This is a genomic window from Marinovum sedimenti (genome assembly GCF_054052205.1).
In genome coordinates this window covers 3016733-3035287 of sequence record NZ_CM133223.1, presented here as the reverse complement: position 1 = coordinate 3035287, position 18555 = coordinate 3016733, and the positions used below count along the sequence as shown (strand labels likewise).

16 protein-coding genes are annotated in these 18555 nt (G+C 61.9%); 6 read left to right on the top strand and 10 right to left on the bottom strand.

Going from position 1 to position 18555, the window contains the following annotated elements; all coding sequences use genetic code 11:
- Position 1 precedes the first annotated feature (1 nt).
- Positions 2-583 carry a thymidine kinase gene (locus ACW9UO_RS14575; RefSeq protein ID WP_457086497.1) on the bottom strand — a complete coding sequence of 194 codons (582 nt, stop codon included), beginning with the start codon at positions 581-583 and terminating at the stop codon, positions 2-4.
- A gap of 261 nt (positions 584-844) precedes the next feature.
- On the opposite strand from ACW9UO_RS14575, the gene ACW9UO_RS14570 reads away from it, so the two are divergent.
- Complete coding sequence (locus ACW9UO_RS14570) at positions 845-1303, top strand: phage regulatory CII family protein (protein ID WP_457086496.1); 459 nt, start codon at positions 845-847, stop codon at positions 1301-1303.
- A 68-nt stretch (positions 1304-1371) separates the two neighbouring features.
- Here the strand turns inward: ACW9UO_RS14570 and rimO are convergent, their stop codons facing one another.
- The 6 genes from rimO to ACW9UO_RS14540 all read right to left on the bottom strand — a co-directional run bounded on the left by rimO (position 1372) and on the right by ACW9UO_RS14540 (position 9024).
- Positions 1372-2751: a 30S ribosomal protein S12 methylthiotransferase RimO gene (rimO, locus tag ACW9UO_RS14565; RefSeq protein ID WP_457086495.1), complete on the bottom strand. Its 1380-nt coding sequence runs from the start codon at positions 2749-2751 to the stop codon at positions 1372-1374.
- Between the two features lie 43 nt (positions 2752-2794).
- On the bottom strand, positions 2795-4321 hold the full coding sequence (locus tag ACW9UO_RS14560; protein WP_457086494.1) for an ATP-dependent DNA helicase: 1527 nt from the start codon (positions 4319-4321) through the stop codon (positions 2795-2797).
- A 140-nt stretch (positions 4322-4461) separates the two neighbouring features.
- Positions 4462-5094, bottom strand: a complete 633-nt coding sequence (locus ACW9UO_RS14555; RefSeq protein ID WP_457086493.1) for an acyl-homoserine-lactone synthase — start codon at positions 5092-5094, stop codon at positions 4462-4464.
- Between the two features lie 83 nt (positions 5095-5177).
- Positions 5178-5873 carry a helix-turn-helix transcriptional regulator gene (locus tag ACW9UO_RS14550; protein WP_457088667.1) on the bottom strand — a complete coding sequence of 232 codons (696 nt, stop codon included), beginning with the start codon at positions 5871-5873 and terminating at the stop codon, positions 5178-5180.
- A gap of 386 nt (positions 5874-6259) precedes the next feature.
- Complete coding sequence (gene ccrA, locus ACW9UO_RS14545) at positions 6260-7552, bottom strand: crotonyl-CoA carboxylase/reductase (protein WP_457086492.1); 1293 nt, start codon at positions 7550-7552, stop codon at positions 6260-6262.
- 131 nt (positions 7553-7683) lie between these two features.
- Complete coding sequence (locus ACW9UO_RS14540) at positions 7684-9024, bottom strand: 1-acyl-sn-glycerol-3-phosphate acyltransferase (protein WP_457086491.1); 1341 nt, start codon at positions 9022-9024, stop codon at positions 7684-7686.
- A 136-nt stretch (positions 9025-9160) separates the two neighbouring features.
- Between ACW9UO_RS14540 and ACW9UO_RS14535 the strand changes: the two genes are divergently transcribed.
- Positions 9161-11128 (top strand): methylmalonyl-CoA mutase family protein, encoded by a 1968-nt coding sequence (locus tag ACW9UO_RS14535; RefSeq protein ID WP_457086490.1) that lies wholly within the window; start codon positions 9161-9163, stop codon positions 11126-11128.
- A gap of 12 nt (positions 11129-11140) precedes the next feature.
- Here the strand turns inward: ACW9UO_RS14535 and ACW9UO_RS14530 are convergent, their stop codons facing one another.
- Positions 11141-12595 (bottom strand): putative bifunctional diguanylate cyclase/phosphodiesterase, encoded by a 1455-nt coding sequence (locus ACW9UO_RS14530; protein ID WP_457086489.1) that lies wholly within the window; start codon positions 12593-12595, stop codon positions 11141-11143.
- A gap of 150 nt (positions 12596-12745) precedes the next feature.
- Between ACW9UO_RS14530 and deoD the strand changes: the two genes are divergently transcribed.
- Complete coding sequence (deoD, locus tag ACW9UO_RS14525) at positions 12746-13453, top strand: purine-nucleoside phosphorylase (RefSeq protein WP_457086488.1); 708 nt, start codon at positions 12746-12748, stop codon at positions 13451-13453.
- 141 nt (positions 13454-13594) lie between these two features.
- Here deoD and ACW9UO_RS14520 read toward each other — a convergent pair whose 3' ends face one another.
- Complete coding sequence (locus ACW9UO_RS14520; protein ID WP_457086487.1) at positions 13595-14068, bottom strand: SH3 domain-containing protein; 474 nt, start codon at positions 14066-14068, stop codon at positions 13595-13597.
- A gap of 167 nt (positions 14069-14235) precedes the next feature.
- On the opposite strand from ACW9UO_RS14520, the gene ACW9UO_RS14515 reads away from it, so the two are divergent.
- The 3 genes from ACW9UO_RS14515 to ACW9UO_RS14505 all read left to right on the top strand — a co-directional run bounded on the left by ACW9UO_RS14515 (position 14236) and on the right by ACW9UO_RS14505 (position 17366).
- A complete protein-coding gene (locus tag ACW9UO_RS14515) occupies positions 14236-15222 on the top strand; it encodes a 2-hydroxyacid dehydrogenase (protein ID WP_457086486.1) in 987 nt (328 codons plus the stop codon).
- A gap of 156 nt (positions 15223-15378) precedes the next feature.
- Positions 15379-15951 carry a hypothetical protein gene (locus ACW9UO_RS14510; RefSeq protein ID WP_457086485.1) on the top strand — a complete coding sequence of 191 codons (573 nt, stop codon included), beginning with the start codon at positions 15379-15381 and terminating at the stop codon, positions 15949-15951.
- Positions 15952-16028: 77 nt separating this feature from the next.
- Complete coding sequence (locus ACW9UO_RS14505) at positions 16029-17366, top strand: serine hydroxymethyltransferase (RefSeq protein ID WP_457086484.1); 1338 nt, start codon at positions 16029-16031, stop codon at positions 17364-17366.
- Between the two features lie 199 nt (positions 17367-17565).
- On the opposite strand, the gene ACW9UO_RS14500 is transcribed toward ACW9UO_RS14505, so the two are convergent.
- Positions 17566-18420 carry an urea carboxylase-associated family protein gene (locus ACW9UO_RS14500; RefSeq protein ID WP_457086483.1) on the bottom strand — a complete coding sequence of 285 codons (855 nt, stop codon included), beginning with the start codon at positions 18418-18420 and terminating at the stop codon, positions 17566-17568.
- Between the last annotated feature and the right edge of the window lie 135 nt (positions 18421-18555).

The following is an 18555-nucleotide window of genomic DNA, read 5'->3' as shown; positions in this document are numbered from 1 at the left end:
CTTAGCGGTCGCCGGTGGCTTCGCGCCAATGGCGGCGGCACAGGCTGACATAGGTTTCATTGCCGCCGATCTGCACCTGCGCGCCCGCGATCAGCACCGCACCGCTTTCGTCTTGGCGCACCACCATCGTGGCCTTGCGCCCGCAATGGCAAATGGTGCGCACTTCACGCATCTCATCCGCCAGCGCCAAAAGCGTGGCAGAGCCGGGAAACAGCTCGCCCAGAAAATCCACCCGCAGCCCATAACACATCACCGGCACGCCAAGATCATCAACCACGCGCGCCAATTGCCAAACCTGATCCGGCTCCAGAAACTGCGCCTCGTCGAGGAACACACAGGCCACCGGCCCCTGCGCAAGCCGCGCGGTGATTGTCGCCAAAAGGTCCTCGCCCGGGGCATAGGTCTCTGCGGCGCTGCCGATGCCGATCCGGCTGCCAATGCGGCTAGGACCGTCGCGATCATCATGGCGCGCGGTCATCAAGAACACGTCCATGCCGCGTTCGCGGTAGTTATGCGCCGCCTGCAGCAACAACGTCGATTTGCCGGCGTTCATCGTGGAATAGTGAAAATAAAGCTTGGCCATGGGGCGATGCTATGCCGGGCGCGGGCGGCCAAGGCAAGAGGGGGAAACACGGGGCGTAACGCGGCCTTATCAGCGGATCTGCCTCCCAAATCGACAAACGCGTTACTGTCCCCACCCTGACACCGGCCTTGGGCGCCGGTAACTCGTTAATCCCCAGGTTAAGGGGTGTTCCATGAATGACAAATCCTGTTAAGTCGAATAATGGGAAAAAATCAGGGAATTCCCCTGACGGTGGGTCGCAGCAGAGGGCCGGGAGCAAGAATGAACAGCGTTGGAAGTTATCTGAAACGGCACACGGAAGCGTTGGTCAAGGAAGTGGGCATCGAACCCGCCTGCGAAGTGACCGGAAAATCCAAGGCCACCCTGGGGCGCTATTATTCCGAACATGACGAGCACGCCGACCGGTTCATGCCAATCGATGCGGTGGCGGCACTGGAAGCGGCCTCGTCTTATCCGCATGTCACCGCCGCCCTGAGCGAACTGCGCGGGATCACCCTGTCGTTCACCAAACCCCGCCCAAATGCCGAGCGCACCGGCGGTGTGAATGCGGACGTTGTGGCGCTAAGCCAACGGTTCGCGATGCTGATGTCGGAATATTCGCAGTCCATCGAAGATGGCATCATCACCGTCAACGAAGCCAAGCGCATGTTGAACGAGACGCTGGCGCTGCAACAGGTGCTGATCGATATGAAGCTGCATCTCGAAGACGGCGAGGTCTAATCGGGGCGGGCGCCGATCTGTTGACAGATCGGTACCGATCCATTGATGGATCGGCCCGCCGCCTCGGCCTACGGTTTCGACAGAAGCCGCCCCCACAGGTCATATTCGCCAGCCTCGTCCACCTCGACCGACACGATGTCGCCGGGTGTCAGCGCCTCTGCGCCTTCGTCGATAAACAGGTTGCCATCAATCTCGGGCGCATCCGCCATCGTCCGACAGGTCGCAATCCCGTCCTCATCCACATCATCCACGATCACCGGCATCACCGTGCCAACCTTCGCCGCCAACCGCGCTTCGGAAATCTCCTGCGCTTTGGCCATGAACCGATCCCAGCGCTCTTGCTTGACCTCAGGGGCCACATGATCCGGCAGATCATTCGACCGCGCACCCGCGACGTTCTCATACTGAAAACACCCCACCCGATCGAGCTGCGCCTCATCGAGCCAATCGAGCAGATAGTCAAACTCGGCCTCCGTCTCGCCCGGATAGCCGACGATAAAGGTCGACCGCAAAATAATCTCAGGGCAATCGCTGCGCCACGCCGCAATCTCATCCAAAGTCCGCGCCGACGCCGCAGGACGCGCCATACGTTTAAGCACCTCAGGATGCCCATGCTGGAACGGAATATCCAAATAGGGCAGCACACCATTCGCCGGATCCGCCATCAGCGGGATCAATTCGCGCACATGCGGATAAGGATAGACGTAGTGCAACCGCACCCAGGCCCCAAGGCTGCCAAGATCACGCGCCAACGGCAGGATCGGCGCCTTCACCTCGCGGTCTTTCCAGTCGGTGCCATAAGCCGAGGTGTCCTGTGAGATCACCAACAGCTCTTTCACCCCATTCTCGACCAGCTTTTCCGCCTCGCGCAGCACCGCCCGCGCGGGACGCGACGCCAGACGGCCGCGCATGTCGGGAATGATGCAGAATTTGCACTTGTGGTTACAGCCCTCGGAAATCTTGAGGTAACTGTAGTGGCGCGGCGTCAGCTTGACCCCGCTGCCCGGCAACAGATCGATAAACGGATCGGGATCAGGCGGCACCGCCGCGTGAACCGCATCCAGCACCTGTTCGTATTGATGTGGGCCGGTCACGGCCAAAACCTTGGGATGCGCGCCGGTGATGTACTCCGGCTCTGCGCCCAGACACCCCGTTACGATCACCTTGCCATTCTCGCGCAGCGCCTCGCCAATCGCCTCAAGGCTTTCCACCTTGGCACTGTCGAGAAAGCCGCAGGTGTTCACGATCACTGCATCGGCCCCGGCATACTGGGGCGAAATGCCATAGCCTTCGGCACGCAGCCGGGTCAGGATGCGTTCACTGTCGACCAGCGCCTTGGGGCAGCCAAGCGAGACCATGCCGATGGTCGGCTGGCCCCGGCGGGACTGATCCCGGGGCAAAGTCATATGAGCGAGATCGGGGCGGAGGTTTGGCGGATTGGTTGTCATGCCACGCGCTATAGCCGAGGCCCGCGCCTGTGGGAAGGGGGCGCTATTCGCCCAGCGCTTCCAAAGTCAGCGTCTGCTGCGGCGCGGGCAGATCGTCTATCCGCAGCGGATAGGTCGGTTTCGACAGCCGATTGCGCACCACCCAGATCAGCCGCTCCTGCGCGCGGGTGATCGCCACATAGGCCAAGCGCTTCCACAGCGGTTGCCCGGCCTCGACCCGGCCCATGCGCGCGGCAACAAACAAATCGGGCGCAAACACCTGAACCGAATCCCACTGCGACCCTTGCGCTTTGTGAATCGTGACCGCCGCACCATGCAGAAAGGTCGCCCCCATCCGGGCCGCGAATGGAATGAACGGCTCTTCCTCATCGGGCATCTCGATCTTGACGATTGAGGCGGCAGAGACCCGCGGATCTTCGGCCCCCATCACATGCAAACGTGAAAAGCCGGGCTTGCGCCCCTCGCCCAGAAAAATCACCTGCGCGCCTTTGATAAGCCCGCGTGCCTCCAGATCCAGCCGCTTTTTCCGATGCTTGAGCGGCAATTCTATGCCGTCGCAAATCAGTGGCTCGCCCTCCAGCAGCCGATCATCCGGCGCATCATGCACCTTGCGAAAGGCGTTGATCAGCCGAATGCGCGTGGCATTGCGCCAGACCAGCACCGGCGAGCGCGCCATCAGATCGACCTCGACCCGCTGGCCCCAGACCACCCGGTCATCGACCTTGGATTTCTCCTCAACCATCCGCTCAAAGTCGTGAAACTCAAGGCTCGGATCGGCCAAAGCATGCGCGAGATCAAGGATCGGATTGTCCGCTTCCTGCCGGTGGATGCGGCGCAGGGCCAGAACCTGTTCTTCGGGCAGCTTTTCAAACACCATAGCGCCGGATTGGTTGACCGGGGCCAACTGCGCCGGATCGCCAAACATACAGAGCGTCGGGAAAATTTCGCGCAGGTCATCATATTGCCGGTCGTCCAGCATCGAGGCCTCATCGACAAAGCCGATATCAAGCTCTTCCTCGCGCCGTTTCCAGCCGGTGATAAAGTCCGACCCGCGCAAGCCTGCCGCCGCCATCGCACCGGGCACGGAATTGTTGGTCTGATAAAACGCATAGGCACGGTCCAGCGCCGCATCGCTCAGCGCTTCAATCTCGGGCCGATCGCCCTGCCCGGCCAGCCATTCGGCAATGCGTTCATATTCCGGATCGTAAACCGGCGTATAAAGGATGCGGTGGATCGTCGTCGCCGGCACACCGCGCATCCGCAGCACGCTCGCCGCCTTGTTGGTCGGAGCCAGAATCGCCAGCGTCCGCCGGTCCTTGCGCCGCTTGCCTTCCCAGTCGCCCGAGATGATATCAACACCGGCATCCTTCAGCGCTTTGTAAAGTTCGGCCAAAAGCAATGTCTTGCCCGATCCCGCCTTGCCCGTGACCGCGAGAACCCCGGAGCGTCCCTCTTGCGGCGGGGCCAGCAACCCCTCATCAAGGTTAACGCCAACCTCGCGCAAGGCGGCGCTCACACGGTCAAAGGCTTCGGCCTGATCTTCGGAAAATGTCAGCGCGGGCAAGGTCATGGCCGGACACTATCGCCCCGCTCTGACAAGCACCAGAGCCTTCGCGCCCCTGTGCGAGCCCGGTCATTCTTCTGTTCCTAAATATCGCGGGGGGCGGCCGAAGGCCGGGGGGCAGAGCCCCCAAATGCCGCCCTCGCGGATCACGCGCTCTGCGCCAAAAGGGGGGCACATCCAAAGGCCTGATCAAACCACTGCCGGGACTGCAACGGCGAAAACCCTGCACTTTGCGCCACCTGCGCCTGTGCGGCGGCGGAAAACTCCCAAAGCCCGACACTGACCTTTGCCCGCCCCTCACCTTCGCTGCCCAAGACTTCGGGCGATGCGCCGATACGGCGATAAATCCGCACCATCCGGGCGTCGAACACACCAACAAAGTGGCGCACGTCGAAATTTTCCATGATCTCGCCGCCCGCCAGCATCAGCGCTGCCGCCACATTCCCCCCTGCCCCACGCGCCAGGCAAAACCGCGTGCATTCCCAAATAAACGGGCTTTGGATTTTGCCACCGCCGGTAAGATGGCCGAAATGGTCATTGACCATTGTGCGCCCGGTGGTTGGCAAAAACCGCATCGAGCCGCCATGACTGCCATCGGCATTTTGCCAGATCACATACAGCGGGTTCTCATCATCGTATTCGTCACGCTCTTCGCCCGCGTCGTTCACCGATACCTCCCACCCCAGACGGGTGTGAAACTGGTCGGCCCTGTCGCGGAACATGGCGCGCTGCAGCTGTGGATTGCGGGCAAGCTCATCGGCGTAAAGAAATCTGATCATGGTGGCACTCCTCTCGTGTCTGAGAGAAGCTTGGCGCAAACACAGTTAACACCACCGAACCAGACAGCCGACCCTGTTAACGATCAGACAACGATTAACCCGCGACTCAGCGCGCGTGCCACGGCATGTGTCGTGTTCAACGCACCCAGTTTGAAGCGGGCGGATTCGATATAGACGCGCAGCGTATGCTCTGAAATCGACAGCATCTCGGCGGCCTGCGCCCGGTTGTAGCCGACAGCAATCAGCGTGATCGCGTCCACCTCTCGCGGGCTGAGCGCCTGGCCTTGTTCTGGCAATCGCCCCGGTTCGAATTCCAGCGCTTTCTGATTAAAGAAATGCGCCACCAATATCAGATCGCGCCGATGGCTGTAGTAGAAGTCCTCCCACGCCTCATCCGTGCACGAATGACTGACGCTAAACAGGGCGAACTGGCCGTTTGGGCCCCGGATCGGGATCGAGTACCCTTGGTTCCCGACGCCATGCGCAATGGCGTCTTTCTGAAAGGCCTTGGTCGCCCTCGACGACCAATCCAGACGTTTCCAATCGACCGGGTGGAAGCGCTGGAAACACCCCAGAACAACGGGATCGATTCTGAGATACCCCTGTTCCAGATAGTGCGCGACCCATTCCGCCGAATACGTGCCGCAGCCGTATTGTTCGCCCTTGCTGCTTACCCAATGATACACCATGTGGTCCACGCAAAACGCATCGCGCAGTTCCGTTATGATGTCCTGCAATTCCTCATGCGCGTCGGACTGCTCCAACCGCTTGAGGACTATGTCCAATCGTGGCGTCGTTGCCTCGAATCCCAAAATGAGTCTCCTCCGCGCACGAGGCAGCCTCAGCCATTGCTACAATCCGCGCATCGTCCAACTGTTCGGCAAGAGCCGGCAGTCCGTTCGACGCCGCAAAAGCTTTGAGGTCAGCCAGTACGTCTAAAATCCAGTCGTGTTGCATGACAATTCTCATTTTGATTGGTTAACGAAGCATTAAATCAACCATAACACACAAGATGTTTCTAAAATATTCACGTAATACCCCTCCCCAGAAACGGCGAGGCGGCAAAATATAAACAATTGAAAAGGTAGTTTTCATCCCTCGTAAACACTTCGGCGCGCCGCTTCAGGTGTGAAGCGACGGGCCGAAATCAGAATCACTTAGGCGTTCAGGCTTTGCGGCCAGCCTCAAGCGCGTCCTCGAAGGTGCGCAACCCGGTGCGGGGCGATTGCACCAGAACCGACATATTGCCCGGCTTATGCTCGTTGCGCAGCATTTTCATGTGCGCTGCGGGCAGGTCATCCCACTCGAACACTTCCGACATGCAGGGATCAAGCCGCCGCTCGAGCATCAATTTGTTGGCCGAGTTCGCCTGTTTCAGGTGCGCAAAGTGCGAGCCCTGCAAACGCTTCTGGTGCATCCACATGTAGCGCACGTCAAACGTCAGGTTAAACCCGCTGGTGCCGGCGCAGATCACAACCATGCCGCCCTTTTTGACCACGAAGGTCGACACCGGGAACGTGGCCTCGCCGGGGTGTTCGAACACCATGTCGACATTCACGCCCTTGCCGGTGATCTCCCAGATCGCCTTGCCGAATTTGCGCGCCTCGGCAAACCACTCGGCGTATTCCGGGGTGTTTACCGTGGGCAACTGGCCCCAGCAGTTGAAATCGCGCCGGTTGAGCACGCCTTTCGCGCCCAGCGACATGACGAAATCACGCTTGGTTTCGTCCGAGATCACGCCAATCGCGTTGGCACCCGCCGTGTTGATCAGCTGGATCGCATATGAGCCAAGACCGCCCGACGCGCCCCAAACCAGCACGTTCTGCCCCGGTTTCAAGTCATGCGGCTCGTGGCCAAACAGCATCCGGTAGGCGGTGGCGAGTGTCAGCGTATAACACGCCGCCTCTTCCCAGGTCAGGTGCTTGGGGCGCGGCATCAGTTGCTGCGCCTGCACGTTGGTGAACTGGGCAAAGCTGCCATCCGGCGTCTCATAACCCCAGATACGCTGGGTCGGGGAATACATCGGATCGCCGCCGTTGCACTCCTCGTCGTCGCCATCATCCTGGTTGCAGTGGATCACCACCTCGTCGCCGATTTTCCAGCGCTTGACCTTGTCGCCCACCGCCCAAACGATGCCGGACGCATCGGAACCGGCGATGTGATAGGGGGCCTTGTGGCCGTCAAACGGGCTGATCGGCTGGCCAAGTGAGGCCCAGACACCATTATAGTTCACGCCCGCCGCCATCACGAGCACAAGCACCTCGTAGCTGTCGAGAACCGGCACATCGACCACTTCCAACTGCATCGCGGTGTCCGGGTCGCCGTGGCGTTCCTTGCGGATCGCCCAAGCGTACATTTGCTTGGGAACATATCCCAGAGGGGGCATTTCGCCCAGTTCGTACAGGTCCTTTTCAGGCGCCTCATAGGCGGCGATGCCGCCGTGCGTGTCCAGTGCCATGTCGGCCTCCATCGTTAGATCATGCCGCAATGCAGAATCGCGGGCTCTATCCTTGAAATATCGAGCGATACGCAACATTGCAACAAAGAATGTAGCGGTTTTGTAATTTTATAACCGAGCCAGTGCAGAAATTACCGTGCTGCTGCAGAATTATGCGGATCAAGATGGGTGATGGAATTGGCGTAAAATGCCACGACGTCAGCGTTTTCGGGCACAACTTCGTATCCTTCGCCGGTCTCGCGGATCAGTTTACGCTTGAGCAAGCCTGCGATGCCCGCCGGAACCAGCGCCGCCGCCGCCTCTGGCGCGATACGTGTCGCGGCCTCAAGGATCGCCGCCTCGCTCCGGATCACACCATCGCGCAACACCTGCGCCACCAAGGGCACCGGCAGCACCGGCATCACCGCCGCAATCCGCGCCATAAGCACCGTCGCCAGCGCCTCGGGGTTGCGGCCGTTCTCCTCGACAAAGGCGCGCAGCTTGATCGGCGGCCCAAAGCTTACTGCCGCACAGCCGAAGCGATTGGACCGACCGGTGATCCGATACCGGATCTGCCGCCCCAGAAACGCCAGCCCCTCGCCCAGACGCCCCCGAAACCGCCGCTCGCCGGATTGATGCGCGGAGATCAGCACCCGATCCTCCAGCACTCGGTCATAATTCAGCGCCACCGGCACAAAGACCACATCGCGCCCGCTGTCCTCCCAGCCATCGACGATATACTTAAGCAGCCCAACGCGCGGCGGGGCCAACGCGCCATCAAGGCTCAGCCCGCCTTCGGGGAACATCGCCTGATTGATGCCGCCGCCGGTGGCCAGCGCCACATAGCGCGCCAAAACCCGGCGATAGAGCGCATCGCGCGATTTCCGCCGGATGAAATAGGCCCCCATCGAGCGGATCAGCCCCGACAACGGCCAGACCCGCGCCCATTCACCAACCGCATAAGCCAGCGCCGAGCTTTCCGCCGCCAAATAAGTCACCAGCACGTAATCCATGTTCGAGCGGTGGTTGATGACATAGACCACCGTCGCCTCGGGGTCGATTTTGGCCACCGCCCCATCATCCTTGCGCAGCAGACGCACATCATACAGCGCCCGCGACAACCAGCGCGCGGCGCGGATGGCAAAGCCGAAATAGGCGGTGGCGGAGAACGATGGCACAATCTCGCGCGCATAGTCGCGCGCCTTCTCCGAGGCCACATCCTCGCGCACCCCTTCTTCGCGGGCATAGTCGAGGATCGCCTTGTTGACCTCGTGATCATACACCAGCCGCTGGATCATATCCGTCCGCCGCGCCAGCTTGAAGGGGTGGATCGGCCGTTCCAGCCTCTCGTTGATCCGCGCCACCACCCGCTCCATCCTGCGGCGCAGAAACCAGCGCACCGAGGGGAACAGGAAATGTGAGGCGAAAGTGATCGCCGCGAAGGCAACAATCAACAAAAACAGCCATAATGGGATTTCAACGCTACCAGACATGCGGTGACATTTGCATTTTGCTGCAATTGCGTAAACATAAGTCGCACGCCGCAACGCAGCGAATTGACAGCGCCACTTTATTTCGATTATGTCACATCAAACGAAACAAAGTTGCGCATCTGAATCGAGGGCTGACATGACCGAGACGACCAAGGACAAACCGTGGCTCATCCGCACATACGCCGGCCACTCCACCGCCAAGGCCTCAAACGCGCTGTATCGCGGCAACCTTGCCAAGGGCCAGACCGGGCTTTCGGTGGCCTTCGATCTGCCCACCCAGACCGGCTATGACAGCGACCATGTGCTGGCGCGTGGCGAGGTGGGCAAGGTCGGCGTGCCTGTCTGCCATCTTGGCGACATGCGCGCGCTGTTTGATGACATCCCGCTTGAGGAAATGAACACCTCGATGACGATCAACGCCACCGCCCCTTGGCTGTTGGCGCTTTATATAGCCGTGGCCGAAGAGCAAGGCGCCGATGTGACCAAGCTGCAAGGCACGGTGCAGAACGATCTGATCAAGGAATACCTGTCGCGCGGCACTTATATCTGTCCGCCCAAACCCAGCCTCAAGATGATCGCGGATGTGGCCGAATATTGCTACACCAACATCCCCAAATGGAACCCGATGAACGTCTGTTCCTATCACCTGCAAGAGGCCGGTGCGACGCCCGAACAAGAGCTGGCCTTTGCTTTGGCCACGGCGACGGCGGTTCTGGACGAGCTGAAACCGCGTATCCCGGACGAAGATTTCCCCACAGTCGTTGGCCGCATCTCGTTTTTCGTTAACGCCGGCATCCGCTTTGTGACTGAGATGTGCAAGATGCGCGCCTTTGTCGATCTCTGGGATGAAATCTGTGCCGAGCGCTACGGCATCACCGATCCCAAGATGCGCCGCTTTCGCTATGGCGTGCAGGTCAACAGCCTTGGCCTGACCGAGCAACAGCCCGAAAACAACGTCTATCGCATTTTGATCGAAATGTTGGCGGTGACGCTGTCGAAAAACGCCCGTGCCCGCGCCGTGCAATTGCCCGCGTGGAACGAAGCGCTGGGCCTGCCCCGCCCGTGGGATCAGCAATGGTCGATGCGGATGCAGCAAATCCTGGCTTATGAGACCGACCTGCTGGAATTTGACGACCTGTTCGATGGCAACCCGGCGGTGGATCGCAAGGTTGAGGCGCTCAAGGACGGCGCGCGGCATGAACTGGCCAACCTCGACAGCATGGGCGGCGCAGTGTCATCCATCGAATACATGAAATCGCGGCTGGTGGATGCCAATGCCGAACGGCTGGGCCGGATCGAGCGCAATGAAACCACCGTTGTCGGCGTGAACCGCTGGAAAGAGACCGAGCCCTCGCCGCTGATGACCGCAGATGGCGGCATCATGGTGGTCGACCCCGCCACGGAGCAGGAACAGATTGCCCGGCTCGACGCATGGCGCGGCACCCGTGACGCCGCCGCTGTCGACGCCGCATTGGCCGATCTGCGCGCAACCGCCAAAGACGGCGGCAATATCGTACCGCCCTCAATCGCGGCGGCCAAGGCCGGGGTCACCACCGGCGAATGGGCGGCTGAAATGCGCGCCGCTTACGGTGAGTATCGCGGCCCGACCGGTGTGTCCTCGTCGCAATCCAACCGCACCGAGAACCTCGACGATCTGCGCAGTGCCGTTGATGCCGTCAGCGACCGTCTGGGCCGCAGGCTCAAGTTCCTCGTCGGCAAACCGGGGCTCGACGGCCACTCCAACGGGGCCGAACAGATCGCTTACCGCGCGCGGGATTGCGGCATGGACATCTCTTACGATGGCATCCGCCTGACCCCCGAAGAGATTGTCACCGCCGCGGAAAACGACAAAGCGCATGTGGTCGGCCTGTCGATCCTGTCAGGCTCGCATATCCCGCTGGTCGAAGACCTGATCGAGCGGATGCGCACCGCCGGGCTTGGCAACGTGCCGGTGATCGTCGGCGGCATCATTCCCGACGACGATGCCAAGCGGCTGTTGGCGATGGGCGTGGCGCGGGTCTATACGCCGAAAGATTTCGAGCTCAACACCATCATGGCCGATATCGTCACCCTCGCCGATCCCAAATCGGTGGCGGCAGAGTAACCGCCCGGCACGTCACGCCGATTTCAGCGTGCACAGCGCCGACGGCAGCGGCGCACCAAGCCGCGACTGCCAATACTCTACCTTCTCGGGCCGCCCGAGGAGGTAGCCCTGCACGTTGGAGATCCCGATCTCCTGCAAAATCGAGAGCTCTTCGCGGGTCTCGACCCCCTCGGCAATCACCGTGAACCCCATATCGCAAGACAGATCGTGCAGCGCGCGTAGAATGCCCCGATGGCCCCGCCCCTGGCTTAAACCGCGCACAAACCGCCGGTCGATCTTGACCATATCAACCGGATAATCCTGAAGCCGATCAAGGTTTGAAAACCCGGTGCCGAAATCGTCGAGCGCGATCCGGACGCCGAGACCGCGCAACTCTTGCAACAGCTCAGACGTGCGCCCCGGATTGCGGATCACCGCGCTTTCCACCAGCTCAAACACCAGGTGCGACGGGTCAATGCTCCGTGTCAGCGCGCGGGTGTATTCCAGATTGTCCTGAACCGAGCGTTCCAGAAAGCGCGACGACACGTTGAAGGCGCAATACAACCCCTCGTTCACCGGACACAGCCGCTCGGCCACATCGGCAGAGGCGGCCACAGGCGGCATCAGCTCGCGGTGGCGACTGCCGTGCATCATGTCGATAAACTTCTCGGGCAACAGCACATCCCCGTCGCCGCGCACCCAGCGGATCAACGCCTCAACCCCAACGGCACGGCCGCGCGCGGTGTCATAGATCGGCTGAACGTAATAGGTGATTTCATCGCGGCGCAGGGCTTCGGCAAGGTCCTCGGCACGCGGCCCGGTGCGCCGGGCGATCATCGATTTGAGCGTTTCCCCCTCGACCACCTTGACCGTATTGCCACCCGCCTGCTTGGCGGCATACAGCGCCTCGTCGGCGTAATACAGCGCCCCCACCATGTCCTGTCCGGGGTCAATCCGCGCCACGCCTGCGCTTGCGGTCCGCCGCACCCGCACGCCACCAAAATCCACCACCGTTTCGCCCACAACCCGCACAAAGGCCCGGGCCCGCGCAGCCGCTTCGGCCACATCCATCTGTTGCAGATAAATACAGAATTCGTCGCCCCCGTGGCGAAACAGGGTTTCACCCTCTCGGCACTCCAGGCGCAGCGCCTCGGCGATCCGGCGCAAAAATCCATCGCCAGCGCGGTGGCCAAAGCCATCATTGACGCTCTTGAATTCGTCCAGATCGACAAAGATCATCGCGTTGTTGCCGTCCTGACGGGTGCGCGCAAACATTTCGCGCAGATACCGCCGCGACCGCGCCGCTGTCAGATCGTCGAACTCAGCCATGTTCAGCAGGCGGGCGTTTTCCGTCGCAAGCGCGCGGTTGCGCTCGCTCAATGCGGTGATGCTGTCGAGGTGTTGCTGTGACCGACGTCGCAACAGCCGGCTGACCACCACCCCGACCAGACATACCAATATAATAGTCGATACCCAAAAGGGTGACATGAATGCATGCCTTCCAAATTTGCCCCCACCCGTCACAACCCTAGGGATAAAGTCGGTCTCTGCAATCGTAATATTTGAAACCCGAGGCATCTTGCGATCCCAGCCCGTGGGTGTCAGTCTTTGCCACAACACGTCTATAGCGGAGGTCGCATGACCATTCATATCGGTGCCAAGCCCGGCGAGATCGCCGAAACCGTCCTGATGCCCGGCGACCCCTATCGCGCCAAATGGGCGGCCGAGACCTTTCTAGACGATGCGGTCTGTATCAACGAGGTGCGCGGCATGCTCGGCTATACCGGCACCTGGAAAGGCAATCGCGTCACGATCCAAGGGTCGGGCATGGGCATGGCCTCGCTGTCGATCTACGCCAATGAGCTGATCCGCGATTACGGGGCCAAGACGCTGATCCGCATCGGCTCTTGCGGCGCAATGCAGGAACAGATCAACGTCCGCGACATCATCATCGCAATGACCTCGACCACGCTGTCGACCCCGTCGCGTGGCATCTTGCGCGAGCTGAATTTCGCGCCCTGCGCCGATTACGGCCTGCTGCGCGCCGCCGCCGATGCCGCAGAGGCCCGTGGCACGCCCACCCATGTCGGCGGCATCTATTCCTCAGATGTGTTTTACGACGAACGCCCCGATCTCAACGAACAAATGACCCGTCACGGCATTCTTGGCGTCGAGATGGAAGCAGCCGAGCTCTACATCCTCGCCCTGCGCCACAAGATCCGGGCGCTGGCGGTGCTCACAGTCTCCGATCACCTGATCACCGGCGAGGCCCTGCCCTCCGATCAGCGCGAGAAAAGCTTTGGCGACATGGTCGAAATCGCCCTAGAAGCCGCTTTCAAAACCTAAACCACTGGGCCCGCCGCCGCGAGATGCCCCGCAGCTGGCCCCACATCCCGACCAAAAGGTCTTCTTCTGTTTAAAAATACCTTGGGGTGAGGCCGCAAGGCCGAGGGGCAAAGCCCCTCCCTACCCTCTCCCCGAAACGCGTCACTCGCGGATTTCGTCCGGCAACACACCCCAAAGCGCGGTCTTCTCGGCCCAGCCCTTGTAGCCGCCCGAGCTGACCTGACACCACGCCAGATCGCAATCGCCCAACCGCGCGATCACCCCGCGTTCAAGCCGCGCCTTGACCGGCGTGCGGTCATCCGGGCGCACATGCAGCGGCAGAAGGTCCATATCCACAATCACCGTCCGCGAGCCGGACAACAGCGCGTAATGCACCCAGCCGCCCGCGCCTTCGCGGTCGCGCACCCGGCGCCAGTGGCCATATTCGGCGGTCACTTCCAGCGGCATATCGCGCCGTTTGAACACCCAGTCGATCCGATGGCTTAGCGAAGGCCCCCGCCGCACGTTGCCCTCGGTCGCCTTAAGCGACACGAACCGGGGCATCGGCAGGTTCGTCACCGGCCCCCGCCCTTCGGCAGCCGCCGCCACACCAGCCGCCAGTCCTATTGAAAACATCAGAAAAATTGCGCTCAACGCGCTTGTTCGCCTGCCCCGCGACACCATGTCCGCCACCTTGCACTGCCTGCCAATCGTTTATTCGCCACGGGGTTCTTGTGCCTCCGCGTGCTCTGCGTCACTGTGCCAGCAACAAGACCCCGAAGGGAAGAAGGAGCCGGGAGCCTATGCCATCAAAACGCCTGAGTGTTGTCGTTACGCGACGCTTGCCCGAGGTGGTCGAGACCCGGATGAAGGAGTTGTTCGACGTGCGCCTGCGCGAGGACGATACCCCGATGAGCCGTCAGGAACTGGCCGCAGCAATGCAGGAAGCCGATGTTCTGGTCCCGACCCTGTCTGACACCATCGACGCCGGGTTGATTTCCGGTGCCGGAGAACAGCTCAAACTGATCGCAAATTACGGCGCGGGGGTTGACCACGTCGATGTCGCGACCGCGCGCAGCCGCGGCGTGTTGGTCTCCAACACCCCCGGCGTGTCGGCTGAGGACACCGCCGATATGGCGATGTCGCTGATTCTCGCCGTCACCCGCCGCATTCCCGAGGGCCTGTCGCTGATGCAATCGGGCGCTTGGCAGGGGTGGTCGCCTTCGGCCATGCTGGGGGGCCGCGTTGGCGGCCGCCGTCTGGGCATTCTGGGCATGGGCCACATCGGTCAGGCCGTGGCGCGGCGCGCGATGGCCTTTGGCATGCAGGTCCATTACCACAACCGCCGCCGCCTGCGCCCCGAGGTCGAAGCGCGGTTCGAGGCCACCTATTGGGAAAGCCTTGATCAGATGTTGGCGCGGATGGATGTGGTCTCGGTCAACTGCCCGCACACCCCCTCGACCTTCCATCTGATGAACGCCCGGCGGCTGAAGCTGATGAAGCCCACCGCCGTGATCGTCAACACCTCGCGCGGCGAGGTCATCGATGAGAATGCGATGGCGCGGATGCTCAAAGCTGGCGATATCGCCGGCGCGGGCCTCGATGTGTACGAGCATGGCGCGACGGTCAATCCCGATCTGCGCGATATGCCCAACGTGGCCCTGATGCCGCATATGGGGTCGGCCACACTGGAAGGGCGGATCGAGATGGGCGAAAAGGTTCTGTTGAATATCAAGACCTTCGCAGATGGCCACCGGCCACCCGACCAGGTTGTTCCGTCGATGCTGTAACCGGGGTTGCCCGAGGCGCGAACCGGTGCGCGAACCACTGTGCACACCGCTGTGCGAACGGGCAACATCCGCAGCTTTCTCACCTTGGCGCGGCTCGACAGCCGCGCCGGGCGCGCTACAACTCCCTGCACTGATCTTGAGTTTCGCAGGGTAGCCATGCCGCATCTGACACGCCGTTTCTTCCTTCTTGCCCTGCCCGCTTCTGGCCTCGCGGCCTGTGCAACGCCGGGCACCTATGGCCCCACGCGCGCCACCCCGCAAGATCACGAGGCGCTGACGCAGGCCTTTCGCATCATGGGTCCGGGTGTGTCCCCGGAAGAGGCCTACCGCGCCGCCCGCGTCACCTATGCCGAGGTTTGGCGGCTGGCGCAGGAATATGAAATCGAAGATGCGCCGCTCACCCATAACTCCAAGGTCAACTTCGGGATCAAGCCGCGCGGGCTGTGCTATCATTGGGCTGACGATCTGGAGAAACGTCTCAAGCAAGAGCAATTTCAGACGTTGCAGTTGCACCGCGCCGTCGCAAATTGGGATAATATCCTGCTAGAGCACAGCACAGTGATCCTCAGCGCCCGTGGCCAATCGCTTGAGGATGGCATTGTGCTCGACCCGTGGCGCCAAGGCGGCACCTTGTTCTGGGCACACACCCGCAACGATCTGCGCTATCGCTGGACCCCGCGCGAAACCGTCTGGCGTATCCGCCGCGAACAGCGCGCCGCGGGCCGCTAACCGCCGACGCCCCGCCCGGCGATTGATTTCAACCATGAGGTGCGGCAGGCTTCAGAGCCGTCACAACGAGGCTATAGATGTCCGACAAACCTGCTTTTCTCGCGCAACGGCCCTGGCTGCCGGATCACAGCGCCGCGTTGATCGACAAGATCGCCACCAGCACCGCCAACCGAGGCAGCGGCGAGACCGCCCGCCGGATCGCGACACTGGCCGCGATGAACCGGCGCATCCACGAGCGCGAGTGCTTTAACCTCAACCCCGCGACCAACGTGATGAACCCCGCCGCCGAGGCACTGCTGTCGAGCGGGATCGGCACCCGGCCATCGCTCGGCTATCCCGGTGACAAATATGAAATGGGGCTGGAGGCGATCGAGGAGATCGAGGTGATTGCCGCCGAGCTCGCCTGCGAAATCTTTGGCGCCAGCCATGCCGAGATCCGGGTGCCGTCGGGCGCAATGGCCAATCTTTATGCCTTTATGGCTCTGTGCCAGCCCGGCGATGCGGTGATTGTGCCCCCCGCGCGCATCGGCGGCCACGTCACCCATCACGACGCCGGGGCGGCGGGGCTGTTCGGCCTGACGATCTACGAAGCGCCGGTGGATGCCTCGGGCTTTACCGTCGATCTCGAGGGGCTGGCCGATATGGTTGACGCGGTCGAGCCGCAGTTGATCACCATCGGCGGCAGCCTCAACCTCCTGCCCCATCCGGTGCGCGAGATCCGCACCATTGCCGACCGAAGCGGTGCCCGCGTGCTGTTTGACGCGGCCCATCAATGCGGCATCATCGCCGGTGGGGCCTGGCCCAATCCGCTGGACGAAGGGGCGCATCTGATGACGATGAGCACCTACAAATCGCTGGGCGGGCCGCCCGGCGGATTGATTGTCACCCGCGATGCGGAGTTGGCCGCGCGGCTGGAACAGATCGCCTTTCCCGGCCTGACCGCCAACTTCGACGCCGCAAAATCAGCGGCTTTGGCAGTCTCGCTGCTCGACTGGCGCGACCACGGCGCGGCCTATGCGGCGCAGATGATCGCCATGGCTCGCGCTTTGGCCCGCGCAATGGCGGCCGAGGGGCTGCCGGTGTTTCGCACCAAGGACGGCAGCACCCGGTCGCATCAATTTGCGGTGGAAGCCGCCGATTTCGGCGGCGGTCAAGCCGCGTCAAGAAAGCTGCGCAAGGCTGGCTTTCTCACCAGCGGCATCGGTTTGCCGGTTGATCCGGTCGCGGGCGACATGAACGGCGTGCGGATTGGCACGCCGGAACTGGTCCGCTGGGGCATGACGGTGGACCACGCGCCAAAGCTGGCCGCTTTGGTGGCGCAAGCGCTCAAGTCGGACGCGCCGGAAACGATGGCCGCGGATGTCGCGGACTGGCGCGCCAGCTTCGATCAGATCGGGTTCATTCATACGGCGTGACAGTGGCGGCCTGGCGTGGGCCCCGATCTGTCAACAGATCGGAACCGATCCATCAATGGATCGGATTTGACCAGATCGGGGTCATTCACACAGCAAGACAGCAGCGGCTCGGCGCGCGAACCGATCTGTTGACAGATCGGAACCGATCCATTGATGGATCGGTCTTCCTGCGCGCATGTCGGAAGGGGGGCGTGGCCGGTCAGTCCATCTCCAAACCATGCGTGCGGTCATACCCGTTTGCCGGCGACGGCCGCCAGCGGCCAAGCGCGGCGCGATCAGGCTCGAACACCTCCACAAGCATCGGATGACAGGCGGCCGTGTCCGAGGAATGCTCGGCCGCGCAATCGCCACCGGGGCAGGCACTCAAGGCTCCCATCAGGTCGATGTCTGCGAAAAATTCAATGTAATCGCCGGGCCGCACCGGGCTCGCCTTCATGAAATACTGGCCGGTGTCTCGGGTGAACCCCGTGCACATAAAAACGTTCAGCACATCGTGGACATGAAATTCGCAGGCGTGCGCCGGCAGCTCTGACGCCTCGGCCAAGGCCCGCGTCAGGTTGGAATGGCAGCAATTGTGGTACTGCGAACCCGACAGCAGATTGCCGGTATAGGGGTCACAGCGGGTGCCGATCACATCATGCACCGACCCGCCGAATGCGTCGATTCCGTACCAATCCAGCGTGTCTTCGACCACCGTGGCCATCGCGCGCAGATAAGGCAGATTGCTCCACAGCCGGTCACCCGTACTGACATGGGTGCCGTGCAACGCCCGCGTCTTGCCGGAGAAAAAGCGCTCGTTCAGATCATCTGCGTTCCACAGGTTCAGATCCCCGACCTGCGGGCCCTCAACGCTGGTGATCCGAAAGAACTGCCCGGCCTTGACCTCAAACGTGCGGGCGTCACGCGGCGGAATGATCACTTCGCCCACTTTGTGCGCAGAGGTCCGCGCCGCCTGTTTCAGTGCCAGCTCCGCATCGGGGAGCGTCTCTGGCGGATAGCAGATCACCGGCGGACGGGCGCGGCGATCTTCGGCATCGGCGGGGATTTGGCGCATGGATCAGTCTCCTGTTCGCGCCGATGTGACAGGCTGGCCCCGCGCTTGGCAAGAGCCGCTTGCGATCCTTGCAAAGCGCGTGGCCAGATCCCGTTGTCCGGCCCGCAGGCCGCACATGCGCGCGCCCGACCCTGC

What these genes read in the sequence shown, in the direction of transcription:
- ACW9UO_RS14530 (WP_457086489.1), bottom strand. Translation starts at nt 12,595, where the DNA reads ATGTCACCCTTTTGGGTATCGACTATTATATTGGTATGTCTGGTCGGG.
- ACW9UO_RS14570 (WP_457086496.1), top strand. Translation starts at nt 845, where the DNA reads ATGAACAGCGTTGGAAGTTATCTGAAACGGCACACGGAAGCGTTGGTC.
- ACW9UO_RS14515 (WP_457086486.1), top strand. Translation starts at nt 14,236, where the DNA reads ATGCCATCAAAACGCCTGAGTGTTGTCGTTACGCGACGCTTGCCCGAG.
- rimO (WP_457086495.1), bottom strand. Translation starts at nt 2,751, where the DNA reads ATGACAACCAATCCGCCAAACCTCCGCCCCGATCTCGCTCATATGACT.
- ccrA (WP_457086492.1), bottom strand. Translation starts at nt 7,552, where the DNA reads ATGGCACTGGACACGCACGGCGGCATCGCCGCCTATGAGGCGCCTGAA.
- ACW9UO_RS14535 (WP_457086490.1), top strand. Translation starts at nt 9,161, where the DNA reads ATGACCGAGACGACCAAGGACAAACCGTGGCTCATCCGCACATACGCC.
- ACW9UO_RS14520 (WP_457086487.1), bottom strand. Translation starts at nt 14,068, where the DNA reads ATGTTTTCAATAGGACTGGCGGCTGGTGTGGCGGCGGCTGCCGAAGGG.
- ACW9UO_RS14555 (WP_457086493.1), bottom strand. Translation starts at nt 5,094, where the DNA reads ATGATCAGATTTCTTTACGCCGATGAGCTTGCCCGCAATCCACAGCTG.
- ACW9UO_RS14560 (WP_457086494.1), bottom strand. Translation starts at nt 4,321, where the DNA reads ATGACCTTGCCCGCGCTGACATTTTCCGAAGATCAGGCCGAAGCCTTT.
- ACW9UO_RS14505 (WP_457086484.1), top strand. Translation starts at nt 16,029, where the DNA reads ATGTCCGACAAACCTGCTTTTCTCGCGCAACGGCCCTGGCTGCCGGAT.
- ACW9UO_RS14500 (WP_457086483.1), bottom strand. Translation starts at nt 18,420, where the DNA reads ATGCGCCAAATCCCCGCCGATGCCGAAGATCGCCGCGCCCGTCCGCCG.
- ACW9UO_RS14540 (WP_457086491.1), bottom strand. Translation starts at nt 9,024, where the DNA reads ATGTCTGGTAGCGTTGAAATCCCATTATGGCTGTTTTTGTTGATTGTT.
- ACW9UO_RS14575 (WP_457086497.1), bottom strand. Translation starts at nt 583, where the DNA reads ATGGCCAAGCTTTATTTTCACTATTCCACGATGAACGCCGGCAAATCG.
- ACW9UO_RS14510 (WP_457086485.1), top strand. Translation starts at nt 15,379, where the DNA reads ATGCCGCATCTGACACGCCGTTTCTTCCTTCTTGCCCTGCCCGCTTCT.
- deoD (WP_457086488.1), top strand. Translation starts at nt 12,746, where the DNA reads ATGACCATTCATATCGGTGCCAAGCCCGGCGAGATCGCCGAAACCGTC.